This is a genomic window from Rhodococcus sp. IEGM 1351 (assembly GCF_030056875.1).
Classification (GTDB): Bacteria; Actinomycetota; Actinomycetes; order Mycobacteriales; family Mycobacteriaceae; genus Rhodococcus_F; species Rhodococcus_F opacus.
This window is the reverse complement of record NZ_JASHKU010000018.1, coordinates 106,804-120,069: the sequence shown is the minus strand read 5'-3', so window position 1 is coordinate 120,069 and position 13,266 is coordinate 106,804. Positions and strand designations below refer to the sequence as shown.

The following is a 13,266-nucleotide window of genomic DNA, read 5'->3' as shown; positions in this document are numbered from 1 at the left end:
ATCGATTCTGGGAAGTAGGAGCGCCAATGGCACCGGCGCGCGAATCGGCCAATACGCCACCTAGGGCCACCGAGATCGGTGGTCACCGGGTCAACCGCAGGGTGGGAAATGAGACGCCACCCGGACCGCTTCCGGATGTCACAAACACCCAGGTCGAAGTGTCTCAAAAGTTGGTTCCACAATCGTCCGGGCCCCAGCGTCGATCCCGTAAGCGATCCCCGAGCGGCGAGGAAGGGCCTCCGCGGGGCCGTACTGCTCAGGTCGGAAAGACACCCATCTACGCAGGACGTCCGAATCCGGGAATCTCGAGCCTGTCGGCGAGCCACTGGCAGACTGCCTGCGCGTAGAGATCGGGCGCCTCGACGGGAAGCAGGTGGCCAACGTCATCGATGGGGCGGGGTGTCCAGCCCGGCCGTCGGGCGTGCTGCATGAGCGACGTGGGGTCGACAAGGTGATCGTCCCTTCCCCACAGCACAAGTACGGGCACCCGCACGGAATCGAGTGCCTCGTTCGTCGGTCTCTGCGTGATGAACATGGCTTTGACGATCGACGCGAACGCCGCGGCCGTGCCCGCGAGCCGTTCCGGGTGCTCGCGGGCCGCCTCGAGGCCATCGAGCCACAGGTCGACCTGCGCTCGTGAGACACGGCCCGGGTCTCCACCGATGAAGTCGGTCCGGCCACCCGAGAGGGAGCCCGCGTCGTTGATCGCGGTTCGCTTGGCGTCCAGTATTCGCCGGCCCGCCAGTCGCAGCACCGCGCGTGTCGTTGGCGGGCCGGCTGCAACGACGAGGCGTCCCAGCGTCTGCCACCCGAGCGCCTCGACTGCTGACGTCCGGCGCCACGGCAGCGCCGGGGCCACCAAGACGACTCCCCGAGCCTTCTCGGGCATCATCGTGGCGGCCAGCGCCGCCACCAGGCCACCCGTCGACCAGCCGTGCAGCACCACCCGGCTCTCGAGGCGGAGCTGCCCGGCGAAGGCCGACACGAAGCGAGCGTCCAGGTCCGCGCGTGGCCCATGCCGATACGGATCACCGGTGTGGCCGACGATCGTCCCCGGGAGGTCGACGGAAATCACCGGCCCGAGCTGGCGCAGGTGAGGAACGAGATCGATCCACATGCTCGCGCTACCGGTCATCGGGGGCACCAGCAGGTGAACTGGTGCGTCGCGACGTGCGGTCGAAGCGGGCTCCGCTCGGACATAGTGCACGGGCACGCCGCACACGCTCGTCGACACGCTGTGCAACCCGGCCCACTGCTGCGACCGGACGCCCCAGTCGTCGTATCGCACGGTGATCCCTCCCTCCTTTCCCATGGTATTCGGCGCCCGATGGGGGCGAATACCATGTCGAAGCGGTCCATGACTAGAGACGCGGATCCGGAATTGCGTCGTCAGCGCGCCTCGTCGACGCTCGAAGGGACCACCCTCCTCTGGGACGGTCGATCCCCTGTGCGCCCGGTGACTACGGGGTTCCCGACTAGGGAACCTTGGGTTGGCTGACCCAGCACTCGGGATGAATCCCCCGCCGTCCATCGACGGAATTGGAGGGAAGCCCTGACCGGAGCCCGACGTAGCCGGGTGCCTCGTGCACAAAGGCTCGTCCGCCGATATGGGGTCCACGGCGCGATGGCCACGTCCGAAAGCCTCGAGGAACTCGCGGACCGGTCCACCGCCGGTAACACTGCCACCGGCGGACGCCACGAAGGTCAGGATAGGTCCGTCTTCACAACCGGACAGCCCGTGCGGCCGTGATACCCCGTGTGTGCGGGTGCGCGTCGGGGCGGTCCGAGGTGGCGGCCCGCGACAGGACGGGATCGGCTCAGGCTTGGTAGGCCACGCCCCTGCCGAGGACGCGGATGCCGACGCGGTCGCCCGGGGTGAGGGCGGTGGCACCGAAGCGGCGGACGGTGACCCGTTCGGAGACGACGCCGTCCGCGGTGTCGAGGCGTATACCAAGCAGCATCTCCGACCCGAGGTATTCGACGTCGACGACGGTCCCGGTTACGCCTGCGCGGTCCGAGGTGAGTTCGATCTGCTCCGGCCGCAACATGACTCGGGCGCTACCGCGGACGCCGCTCGAGGCCACGGCCACGTCACCGAGGGCGCAGCGGGCCCGGCCGTCGTCGACGTGCGCCGACAATACGACGGCGTCACCGATGAACTGTGCGGTGGGGACGTCGATGGGTGTGGAATAGATTTCGCGCGGGGTACCGATCTGGGCGAGGCGACCCGTGCTCATCACCGCGACCCGGTCGGCGAACGACAGCGCCTCGGGCTGGTCGTGGGTGACGAGGATGGTGGTGATCCCCGCCTTCGCGAGCACGTCCGCGACGATCCTGCGGGTGTTCGCCCGCAGCCCGGCGTCCAGTGCGGAGAACGGCTCGTCGAGCAGCATGAGTTCGGGTTCGCGGGCCAGCGCCCGCGCGAGTGCCACCCGCTGTTGCTGCCCGCCCGACAGCTGGTCGGGTCGCCGGGACGCGTACGACGAATCCAGCGACACCATGTCGAGGAGCCCGGCGATCTTCGACGCGGTGCGGGCCCGGCGGGGCAGACCGAAGCCGACATTCGCGCCGACCGTGGCGTGCGGGAACAGCGCGCCGTCCTGCGCCACGTACCCCACCGACCGCCGGTGCGCAGGCGTCCAGCCACCGCCCGCGACGACCCGGCCAGCCAGGGCGATGGTGCCGGCATCGGGCTTCTCGAAGCCCGCGATCAGGCGGAGCAACGTGGTCTTGCCACAACCGGACGGCCCCACGATCGCCGTCGTGGATCCCGCATCGACGGCGAACGAGACGTGCTGGAGGATCGCCGCGGCGCCGAACGACTTGTCGAGTCCTTCCACTTCGAGTGCGTATGTCATAGTCCCGCTACCTTTTTCGACTGGGAGAAGAGCACGTAGGTCATCGGCAGCGACAACACGATCATGATCAGCGCGTACGGCGCGGCGCCGGCGTAGTCGATCTCGCTGCTCAGGGACCAGAACCGCATGGACAGGGTGCGAGTGCCGGTGGGCGCCAGCAGGAGGGTGGCGGTCAGCTCGTTGACGATCCCCAGGAAAACCAGAGCCCCGCCCGCCGCGGTGGCCGGGGCGGCAAGCCGCAGCGTCACCCGGAAGAAGGCCGAGGGCGGTGAGACACCCAGCGACTGCGCCGCCTCCTCGAGCCCGACGGGCGCTTGCGCGAGTCCGGCCCGGAGGTTCACCAGGGCACGCGGCAGGAAGAGCAGCGTGTAGCCCGCGATCACGACGGCCACGCTCTGATAGAGCGGGTGGAGGTAGCGGATGGAGACGGTGACCAACGCCAGTGCCACCACGATGCCGGGCAGCGAACTCGAGATGTAGGTGCCGCCCTCGAGGAAGCGGCTGAACCTCCCGGGGCGGCGGATCGAGATCCAGGCGATCGGGAAGGCGAGTACACACGTCACGACGGCGCCGGCGATACCGAACCCGAGAGTCTGTACCAGCGCGGACGCAACGGCCCCCCACTCCCAGACCGCGCTCCCGCCGATGACGAGCCACCGCAGGACACTGACGACTGGGACACCGACCGACGCCGCGATCAGCACCCCGAGGAACACAAGCACCATCGGCGAGTACCGCCACCCGAGTTCGGCGGGCACCGCCCGGCGGGCCGCACCCGACCCGATCCGGGCGTACCGGGCGCTGCCGCGGACGACCGATTCGATCACCAGCAGGGTCAGGCACAGCAGCACCAGGACACCGGCCAGCATCGTCGCCGCGGTCCCGTTGAACGTCGACTGATACTGCTCGAAGATCGCCGTCGTGAACGTGTCGAACCTGATGAAGACGAAGGCGCCGTATTCGGCGAGAAGGTGCAGCGAGACCAGCAGCGCCCCGCCGGCGATGGCCAGCCGCAGCTGCGGCACCACGACGCGGAAGAACACCGCCCAGGGCCCGACGCCGAGTGCGCGCGCCGATTCCTCGACGGCCGGGTCCAGCCGGCGCAGTGTCGCGGCCGCCGGAATGTAGACGAGGGGGAAGTACGAGAGGGTCGCGATGAGGACACCGCCGTGCAGCCCGCCGAGGGAAGGTATCGCCGTCACCCAGGAGTAGCTGTTGACGAACGCCGGAATGGCCAGGGGCGCCGCGAGGAGCACCGCCCACACCTTCGCCCCCGGCACCCGGGTGCGCTCGACGAGCCAGGCGGCGAGGACGCCGACGACGACGCAGATCGGCACCGTAACCACGACCAACAGCACGGTGTTCGACAGCAATTCGCGTACCCGGGGCCGGAACAGCAACGCCGACGCAGTGTCCCAGCCCGTGGCGATGCTCGCCGCCACCACGTAGCCGAGCGGAATGAACGACGCGGCCACCACGATCACCGCGGCGACCGCCAGCGGGAGGGGCAGGGGTGGCCCGGCGGTCGGGGGACGCGTCGTGGCCGCGTCTGGCGACCGCGCTCGGCCGATCAGTGCGAGATTCAGAGCAAACCGGCTTCCGTCATGAGTTCGGTGACCTGCGGGCTGTTGAGCTTCGCGGGGTCGACCTGCGGGGCCTGCAGGTCGACGAGGGGAACCAGCTTCGGATTCGCGGGCACGCCACTGCCCACCGGGTATTCGAACGACGTCCCGGTCTGCAGGACCTCCTGCCCCTTCTGGCCGGTGACGAACTTCAGGAACTGCTGCGCCGCGTCCTGCTTCGTGCTGGACTGCAGGACGCCACCACCGGAGACGCTGACGAACGCCCCCGGATCCTCGTTCTTGAAGTAGTGCAGGGCGACGTCGTTGCTGTTCTCACCGGTCTTGGCCTGATCACCGAACCAGTAGTAGTGGTAGATCACCCCGCCCGGGATCTCCCCGGCGTTGACGGCCTTCATCACCGCGCCGTTGCCCTTGTAGGTGCGGACGTTCTCCTTCATCCCGGCCAGCCACGCCCGGGTGGCGTCCTCACCCCTCAGCTCGAGGAGCCCACTGACGATGGCCTGGAAATCGGCGCCCGACGGGGACGCCGCCCAGCGGTCCTTCCAGGCGGGATCCTGCAGGTCCAGCAGCGACTTCGGCAGCTGGTCCTGGGGCAGCGTGTCCTTGTTGTAGGCGAAGACGGTGGAACGGGCAGCGATGCCGGTCCACTGGCCGCTCGACGGCCGGTACTGGCTCGGGACCTGGTCGAGGACGTCCTGGTTCACGTCGGCGAAGAGCCCGGCGTTCTCCACCAGCGTCATGGCCGGGGAATTCTCCGTGAGAAACACGTCGGCCGGCGACTGGTCACCCTCGGCCACGAGCTGGTTGCCGAGCTCGGTGTCACTACCGTTGCGCAGTTCCACCTCGATGCCGGTCTCCGCCGTGAAGACGTCGGCCCACTCCTGGGTCAACGATTCGTGCTGCGCGTTGTACACGGTGATCTGGTTGGCCGCGCCCGAGTCCGTCCCGCCGTCCGAACCGGAATCCGAGCACCCCACCACCGTCAGCACCGCGGCGGTGGCCAGCGCCACCCCCGACATCCGTCCGATCCGCATCCTCATGACATCCATCCTGTTCAGGCCGGGAACACACCCGACCGGCCGACTGGTGGTACTTGCAGGTTTGGCAAACCTAACTCTCAGCCTCGTCGGTCAAGGCGGAAATGACCAGGGCCGGCCGACGCCTGATCTGCGTTGCACGCCCCGTGATCGACCGTGAGGACGATTCTTCGGGCACTGCAGCACCGGCGGTTCGACAACCCGGCCCGGAAGTGTGCCCGGGCAGTGGTGATGATCGGTGATGGGGCTGGAGATGGTGTGACGGGCGGCCGGAGAACGCAGGGTTGCAGGCGGAAGCGACGCGACCTTCGCCGATTCTTCCGGTTGCATTCGCAGGTTGCGGTTTTCGAGTGCAAGACACTGGATGTGCGTGATCGCGACCTCGAGATCGCGGGTCGGCCGTCTTCGGATCCGTCGCGGGATCGCCCGTCGACGCCTCCGCTTCAGTGCTGACCATCCGCCGCCCGGCCGAGGCCTCCGGTGTGTCGCCCGGAGTGGTGCACCATCACTTCGAGGACAAGGAAGAACCCGCTCCCGAGATGGCGGAAAGCACCAGATCCTCGCCATCTGCGAGTCGGTGCGGGGTTCACCCAACCCGTCGAAACCGCGCAAACGTGCGGCATTCAGGGTTTCGTGAACTCCTGGGGCCGGAATCGGGGGCCTGTGGCCGATCATCGAGCGTTCGAACTCGGCGAACGCACCCATGACCGACAGCAGCAGGTTCGCCATCGGCGAGTCCTGCCCGGTGAACACCCGATGCTCGGTGACGAACTGCTCCCGCACCCCGCTGCCGGTCAGCTGGCGTAGGTCGTCGAGGTTGCGGGCGAGCCGGTCCATCGAGTGCACGAGCGCAGTGTCACCGTCGCGGACGAACTCGAGCAGCGCCAGCAACTGCGGCCGGTCCGGGTCCCTTCCGGAGGCCCGATCGGTGACGGTCCGATCCAGTGCCCCCTCCCCCTCGAGCTGGCGGGCGGGGCTCTGGTCGAGGGTGCTCACCCGGATGTACCCGACCCGCTGACCCGCCACCGCAGCCTCCTCGAGACGAAAGTCGGAGTGAAAACTAGACCCCTCGAGCCGAGTGTCGATCAATGCCCGATCGGACCCTGATCCGACGCCGTGAGTGAGCGGCGCGTGACGTCTGGGTGGGTGTACCTCAAGCCGACGTCTCCCCTCGCACATGCAGCGGCTACCGCGACTACGGCCAGCGTTTATCGCTCGGGCTGCCGGTCATCCGCCCGGGCCGCCAGTTGTTGCGTGAGGCTCGGCAGATACTGGGTGTGTCGATCGCGGTGAAACGCCGACCAGCGGGTGACGCGCGGACCAGTGTTGTCAAGGATCGACACTCAAATCGCGACTAGGAATTCCCTTGGTTGCGTTCGCTGGTCGACGAAAGGGTACGAAGCTCAGACACTGCTGTTCCCCACCTCCCGGCTGGAGATGGGGAACAGCAGTGCCGCGGATGGGGGACGCGGCTCGTCGGGGTGTCGTATCGGTGTGGCGGCGTCGAGGGATATGCGGGTTGTCCACCATGCGCGAACCGCGCAGTCCCGTGCAGCGCGGGGTGAGCGATGCGGAAAGGCCGGACGGTCGGGTGGAGGAGCCGGTGACCCACTGTCCGCGAGCCCATCACTGTGGCACGGGCCGGATCGGCCCGCAGGTCACGTGGCGTGCACCCTGACGTGGATCGCCTCGGCGCGACGGAACTCCTGCGCATTGCTGCGCCGGAATCCACGTGGTGCGCATGCGCCGCCGGCGTTGTCCTAGTTGAGCTTCTGCGGCACACCGTACGTCATGACGGTGTCCCCGTTCTCGGTGACGGCCTTTGCGTACGGCCGGATGGTGACCGCTCCGATGGCTCCGGAGATGGAACCGTGGACGCCCTGCATCCGCACCAGCGCCTCGGGTCCGTCGAACTCCTGACCCTCGAGCAACGGGACCTCGGTGATACCGCCGGGCTCGAGGTCGATGTCCAGCTCCTGCGACGGGATGATGTCACCGGCCAGCACCGCGCTGGTCCCCGCGCTCAGATCCAGGGTGAAGTCGGGGACGAGCCCCAGGCCGATCCCGGTGTCCGACCCGATCGCGAACCCGAGGCCGGGCGAATTGAGGACGATGGTGGCACCGGCCAACGCGACCGGGTAGCCGATCTGGTAGCCGACGGTGAGCTGCGTCCCCTCGAACTCCGCGGCGTCGGGACCGCTGATGTTCACCGCGGCGTACCCGTTGTGGAAGAACTCGACGCTGGTCGGAACACCGTCGAGCGGCGGAACGACCTGATACTGCGTGTCGCCCTGCAGGACCTCGATACGGTTGCCGTCCGCGTCGATGACCGAGCTGGAATTGTCGACACCTGCCGAGGCGGTGCCGTTACCCATCACCATCGCGAGCACCGCGATGCCCGCGACCGCCGCCAGGCGGGTGAAGCGTGTGTGTCCGGGTCGAGCCGTGCTGGTCTTCGTCATACCTGATCCCCATTCAGAGTGCATTGCAACCGATACGAAAAAGTATGCAGAGCGTAACCATTCGGGCCAGCGACGTCTCCGCGTTGATCAGAATTTCATCAGGACGATGGGCGGCACCGTTCCCGCTCGCCTCCGGAACCGGCGCGGCCCGGTGTCGGTCCCCGGCCGGCATCGGTCCCGGCGAGGTACCGGGTCGTCGACGTTCCCGCCGAATCGGGTTCTCCGGGACGCGAACCCGCCGATCCGGTGTCATGCCTCGGTCGAGGGGCGTGGCCGCGAGGGCTTACCCGGGAGATTTCCGTCCGATACGCTGGGCGCGCCTACGATAATGGTGTGTCGCGGCGACCGATATCCCCATCAGAGCGCGACACCTCGACCCCGCCTCGCTCACACCTCCGGCTGATCGACAACCGGTGGGCCGGGCGGGGTCCCGCGTGTCCGGCCCCGTCCTCCGCCTGCCCGCGTGTCCCGGGCCCCGGCCGCTCGCACCCAATGGTGCGAGATAGCTGGTCGCACAGGTGCTTGCGATGGGTTGGTGGTGCGCGGGTAAAGACGGTGCCGGGCGGGGTGAGGGTCACCCGGAGCGACCGGCCGGCTCGCCCGGCACCGGCCGAAAGGAGGTCAGGGCTTCACGGGGCGCGGCAGCCAGGTTGTCACCATCGAGCGCTTCGGCCATGTCGGAGACGATCACCAGCGATGACGGGCCCGGGCCTGGCGCCGCTGCTCAGGGAGGTGCGGTGTGCGCAACCCGGGCGATCCCGGCGGGGTCGGATAGCCGGACACGTCGTGTCCGGGGTCGGGGCCGCACCGTCCGGGCGCGGCGCCGGGGTGGAGCGGTCAGAGCGCCCGCACATTCTGGGCATGCGGACCCTTCTGTCCCTGGCCGATCTCGAACTCCATCCGCTGGTTCCCCAGCATCCGGAAGCCGTCCGAGGAGTGGACGACAAGGTCGGCTCACCGAGCACCGGCTCACCGCAAAGCTGGGGTTGGGGCCGACACACGTCACCAACGTCAGATTGAGCGACGCAGAACATGCATTGTGCGTGGCCGCGGCAGCCAAGGCCCGGCCAACCCGTCGACGCGTGGATGCGTGGATGCGAGAGCGGATCCTTGACGCGGCACGTGCCAGCGGCTCGAGAATCGAGCCTCTGCCTCGGGCGGCACCGAGCGCCCGGACGCCGCTGCGGGTCCTCGGCTCCATTCCCACTGCGTGAGGCCGCCCCGTCGGGACCCGGCCCTGTGACAGCGTCACCACAGCCCGTGCCGGCGTTACGATCGGACCATGGGACCGGGTGCCGTGGTGCGAGCGCTGGTGCGGGCCGCCTACCGACTCGTTCGCTTCCCATTCCACCTGGTCGACGACGTGGTGCTGCCGGTGATCTTCGACGAGGCCGCGCCGGTGCGGCGGGCGTACGGGAAGTTCCTCCTCGACTGCGACGGTGCCGCGGCGTACCTCCTCGCCGACGACACGGCGGCGGTACAGGCCACCTTCCTCCGTCGGCGCAGCGCCGACTTCCACGACGCGATCGCCCGCCACCCCAGTAGCATCCACACCGAATCCGAAGTCGTGATGGAGCACCACCGGGCACGTTTTCGAGAACGCCACCGCGCCACCTACCCACCCGGCAACCCCACGACCCTCCCGCCCCGGTAACAGCGCCCAGGGCTGAGGCATGTGACGGAAAATCGTCTTCCGGCGCATGCGCTGAACGGCGGTTACACCGGAGGGTCGGTGCCGTGGTGACCGATCGCCGCGCCGGGTCCTCCAGTCCGAGTGTCCCGCTGAACAGGACAGGTCCGAGTGTCCCGCTGAACAGGACAGGATTGTGTGGCGTTCGTCACATCTGCCGAGTCGGCGGCGTGTCCGCTTGCGGCGGGCCGTGACACATCCCCGCGCGGCGGCGCGGATGTCGTCGCGTCGGCCCCCGCACGCGCTCGCCTTCCCCGCAAATGTCGAGGTCACCGCCGGTTTCCTCGGCCTTGTGCGGTGCCGCTCGACGGGGCGTCCGGGGCGGTGATCCCGGTGGCGCTATCTGTCCGCAGATGGCGGGCCAGGCCCCTGACGTGGGCGTATTCAATCAAGATCATATTTAGATATCGATTGGGTCACGATGGTGTAGTCGATACCGTTTTGTTACTTTCCTCTTCGACGGGGGTCCGAGGCCGCGAATCTCACGAGCGCGGGCCAGCCAACGAAGACGAGGTAAGACACTGTGGCGAAACACCGCAGGACGGTAAATCGTTCCAATTCCATCCCTGGCCGCCTGAAGATCGCGACCGTCGCCGCGGCGACCGGCGCCATCCTGATCGGCGGCGCACAGTTCGGCGCCGGGTCCGGGGCCGCCCGCCCGCTCGAGATCCCGCCGGGCCTGCTGCCCGCCGGTGTTCAGCTGCCCGCGATCGAGCTGCCCGACATCCCGGCCGCACCGCCAGCGACCGGAATGCCCGGGGCGCTCAACCCAGGCACCCCCGCACCGCTCAAAGCCCGCACCGTGCAGCCGGTATCCGGCACGCTGTCCTCCGGCTACGGCCCCCGCTGGGGCGCGCACCACGGCGGCATCGACATCGCGGCCCCGATCGGCACCCCGATCCAGTCCGCGGCCGACGGTGAGGTCATCTCCGCGGGCCCGGCCTCCGGGTTCGGGTTGTGGGTGCGGGTGCGCCACGACGACGGCGCCGTCACCGTGTACGGCCACATCAACGAGTTCATCGTCAACGTCGGCCAGCGGGTCGCGGCGGGTCAGCAGATCGCCACCGTCGGCAACCGTGGTCAGTCGACCGGTCCGCACCTGCACTTCGAGGTCTCGGACGCAGGCGGCAACCGGCTCAACCCGAGCCAGTGGCTGCGCGACCGCGGCGTCTCGGTGACCTGGGGAGCCGACTAGAACTCACCCTGGCGGTAGCCAGTTCCATACGCGGGGCGCGGCAGGCCGGACGGCAGCCGCGTCCGGCATGCGGGTCCGGTATTCGGTTCCGTGACGACGGGAGCCGACGCGTGACCGACGCGATCCTGCCTCCCGCGGAGCCGACGCTGCGCCTGCTGCCGAGTCCCGCAAGCAGCCGCCGGGCGATCCCGGTCGAGTTGGTGCCGCACGCGTGATCGAAACGATCCTCGAGCTCGCCCAGCGGACACGGTCCTGGTGCACCACCCAGCCGTGGCGGGTCGCGATCACCGGGGGGTGCTGCCGCCACCGATCGGTTCCGGGAGGGCCTGGCCGCCCACATCCGGTCCCATCCGCAGGAGCTCGATCTTCCCGTCGAGTATCAGGGTGTGTAGCGCGACGCCGGCTCGAGTGCGCGTTGCAGCCTTACTTCAGCCTGGGCATCGCGGGTGACCGCGCGGCCTCCGCCAGCAGACGATAAAGAACCTCGACCTCTTCGGCGTCCCGCATGTGGCCGCGCTCGCCGGCAGCGCGCCGTACCTGCGCGAGTTCGTCGGTCTCTCGGACAACCGGACGGTGTTGTGTGCCATCCCATTCGGATGTCCCGACCGAGACAACCCCGCGGAATGCGCGCGGCCGGGCGACGCGAGGACCGGTTGAACCCGCCACGCCGCATAGACGAACCCGGAGAACGTTCGGCAATACGTGATGTCGGAGACCCGCAACCTGTTCGTCTGATCAGCGCGGAACCGTCGGCCTGACCAGGTCACCAGATGGTGCGGCGGCGGTGCCAGCCGGATGGGTACGAGGCCCCGGCCGACGAGAGATCCCGCGTAGACCAGCTGAGCGCATCAACCGTTCGACGGTGCACCGAGCCACCGACACACCCTCCCGCTGCAGGGTCGCGTACACCCTTGCGAACGGCGCAGACCCCGTAGTTGTCGCGATGAGTGCGGACGATCTGCTCGGGGTCGCGGATCGCGCGGTGGGACGGAGGCCGTCTCTTCGCTGCGTAGTACCCCGAAACCAGCGTGCGATGTCTGCCCGCCGAGAACCTCGATCGGCTCCACCCCGTAGTGGGACTTATCGGTGTCGACATAGTCCACGATCACCGGTACTTGCCCGGCCTGCGACGCAACACCGGTTGTCGCCAAGCTGGAGGTCCGCAAGGGGTATCCCATGGCCGAGGAACTCGCCACCAGCCTGCGGGCCGCGACGCGACGATTCGACCCACGCAAGCTCACCCAACTGTTGGGCGTGTTCAAGTCGTTCACGGTGTCACTGAACGTGGGTGTCGTCACACCCTCGGCGTCGATATCGCCCTGCCGCCGGGTTCGCGGACACCGGCCGATTGTCCACCGACCTGACCGACCTGTTCGTCGTTCTCGGTGAGACCGTGCGTGAGCTGGGTGTCGGTGCGCTCATCCTGATCGACGAGCTGCAGGAAGCCACGGCAGCCGACGAGATGGCGGCGGTCAGCACCGCCCTCCATCAGATCAGTCAGACCTCGCCGGTGTTGCCCCTGTTCCTTGTCGGCGCGGGGCTGCCGTCGCAGTTGGCCACGGCCAACAGTTACGCCGAGCCGCTGTACCAGTTCCGGGCTTTGTCGACCCTGAGCGAGTTTGACGCGCGTGCGGCGCTCGTCCAACCGGTCATCGAGCGTGACGCCGAATGGGACGAACCGGCACTGCGGCTGGCCCTGGACGCAGCAGGCGGCTACCCCTATTTCCTGCAGGAGGTGGGGAAGGCAGTGTGGAACAACGCCCGAGGCCCGGTCTTCACCGTCGAGGACGCGCAGGTCGGCACCGACATCGCGCGAGAGGAAGCGAATGCCGTTCTCCACCAGTCGCGGTGGGATCGGGCGACACCGGCGCAGAAGGACTTGCTGCATGCCCTGGCGGAGGAAGGCGATGGCAAGGGTGTCGTCGTCCGGGACCTGGCCAGGGCCATGGGCAAGCCCAGCGCGTCGGCGCTGTCGATGCCGCGCGACGAACTGATCAAGACGGGCCTCGTCTACGCGCCCGAACGCGGAGTCCTCGCCTTCACGGTTCCGGGTTTCCACCAGTTCCTAGCCGAACAGGACTGACCTGATTGCTCGGCCTCGCTGTGCCGAGGCCACCGCCCCGATCGCGCGCCGGGAGACAACGGAAGCGGTGAATGCGATCGGCGCGCTTTCAACTCGAAGGGTGCGCCTTTGCCGTGCACTGCCTGGGCGAATGATCGTTGGTGCAGTGGCCGCGATCGCGGGCCGTGCGGTGCCGATCGACGGTGGACCGCGACCTGCCGGCCACATTCCTAGACTGCGGGGACGTATCGGAATTCCTGGCCGGCGGCGCCGACGACGCCCGATTCGTGCAGATCATGGAGGGCCACAGCAGCGATGTGAACCGGATGCGGGAGCTGATGGAGCAGACCGGCCCACAGCTGCACGAGTTGCGTCCGGA

10 protein-coding genes and 1 pseudogene are annotated in these 13,266 nt (G+C 68.4%); 3 read left to right on the top strand and 8 right to left on the bottom strand.

From position 1 onward, the window contains the following. Positions 1-277: 277 nt before the first annotated feature. From QM806_RS27970 to QM806_RS27940, 7 genes and pseudogenes are all read right to left on the bottom strand, one after another. The gene (locus QM806_RS27970; protein ID WP_283293526.1) at positions 278-1,288 is read right to left on the bottom strand and encodes an alpha/beta fold hydrolase; all 1,011 of its coding nucleotides are present in this window, start codon (positions 1,286-1,288) and stop codon (positions 278-280) included. Between the two features lie 529 nt (positions 1,289-1,817). Continuing rightward, complete coding sequence (locus tag QM806_RS27965; RefSeq protein WP_283293524.1) at positions 1,818-2,858, bottom strand: ABC transporter ATP-binding protein; 1,041 nt, start codon at positions 2,856-2,858, stop codon at positions 1,818-1,820. Beyond that, on the bottom strand, positions 2,855-4,369 hold the full coding sequence (locus QM806_RS27960) for an ABC transporter permease (protein ID WP_283293610.1): 1,515 nt from the start codon (positions 4,367-4,369) through the stop codon (positions 2,855-2,857). The genes QM806_RS27965 and QM806_RS27960 overlap by 4 nt, the downstream gene beginning before the upstream one ends. A gap of 71 nt (positions 4,370-4,440) precedes the next feature. Next, complete coding sequence (locus QM806_RS27955; protein ID WP_283293522.1) at positions 4,441-5,481, bottom strand: iron ABC transporter substrate-binding protein; 1,041 nt, start codon at positions 5,479-5,481, stop codon at positions 4,441-4,443. A 90-nt stretch (positions 5,482-5,571) separates the two neighbouring features. Beyond that, the gene (locus QM806_RS41820) at positions 5,572-6,567 is read right to left on the bottom strand and encodes a recombinase family protein (RefSeq protein WP_502943901.1); all 996 of its coding nucleotides are present in this window, start codon (positions 6,565-6,567) and stop codon (positions 5,572-5,574) included. Positions 6,568-7,238: 671 nt separating this feature from the next. Continuing rightward, positions 7,239-7,940: an MspA family porin gene (locus QM806_RS27945; RefSeq protein WP_283293521.1), complete on the bottom strand. Its 702-nt coding sequence runs from the start codon at positions 7,938-7,940 to the stop codon at positions 7,239-7,241. Between the two features lie 837 nt (positions 7,941-8,777). Continuing rightward, positions 8,778-8,894 (bottom strand): annotated as a pseudogene (locus tag QM806_RS27940) (S1 domain-containing protein); the annotation flags it as partial. Between the two features lie 328 nt (positions 8,895-9,222). On the opposite strand from QM806_RS27940, the gene QM806_RS27935 reads away from it, so the two are divergent. Both QM806_RS27935 and QM806_RS27930 read left to right on the top strand, forming a co-directional pair. After that, positions 9,223-9,594 (top strand): hypothetical protein, encoded by a 372-nt coding sequence (locus QM806_RS27935; RefSeq protein WP_283293519.1) that lies wholly within the window; start codon positions 9,223-9,225, stop codon positions 9,592-9,594. Positions 9,595-10,153: 559 nt separating this feature from the next. Beyond that, positions 10,154-10,825 carry a M23 family metallopeptidase gene (locus QM806_RS27930; protein ID WP_283293517.1) on the top strand — a complete coding sequence of 224 codons (672 nt, stop codon included), beginning with the start codon at positions 10,154-10,156 and terminating at the stop codon, positions 10,823-10,825. Between the two features lie 735 nt (positions 10,826-11,560). Here the strand turns inward: QM806_RS27930 and QM806_RS41815 are convergent. Next, a complete protein-coding gene (locus QM806_RS41815) occupies positions 11,561-11,734 on the bottom strand; it encodes a helix-turn-helix domain-containing protein (protein ID WP_502943900.1) in 174 nt (57 codons plus the stop codon). Between the two features lie 439 nt (positions 11,735-12,173). On the opposite strand from QM806_RS41815, the gene QM806_RS27925 reads away from it, so the two are divergent. Beyond that, entirely contained in the window at positions 12,174-12,908 is a 735-nt protein-coding gene (locus QM806_RS27925; RefSeq protein WP_283293515.1) for a DUF8462 domain-containing protein, read from the top strand. The last annotated feature ends 358 nt before the right edge of the window (positions 12,909-13,266 follow it).

What these genes read in the sequence shown, in the direction of transcription:
- QM806_RS27965 (WP_283293524.1), bottom strand. Translation starts at nt 2,858, where the DNA reads ATGACATACGCACTCGAAGTGGAAGGACTCGACAAGTCGTTCGGCGCC.
- QM806_RS27945 (WP_283293521.1), bottom strand. Translation starts at nt 7,940, where the DNA reads ATGACGAAGACCAGCACGGCTCGACCCGGACACACACGCTTCACCCGC.
- QM806_RS27935 (WP_283293519.1), top strand. Translation starts at nt 9,223, where the DNA reads ATGGGACCGGGTGCCGTGGTGCGAGCGCTGGTGCGGGCCGCCTACCGA.
- QM806_RS27955 (WP_283293522.1), bottom strand. Translation starts at nt 5,481, where the DNA reads ATGAGGATGCGGATCGGACGGATGTCGGGGGTGGCGCTGGCCACCGCC.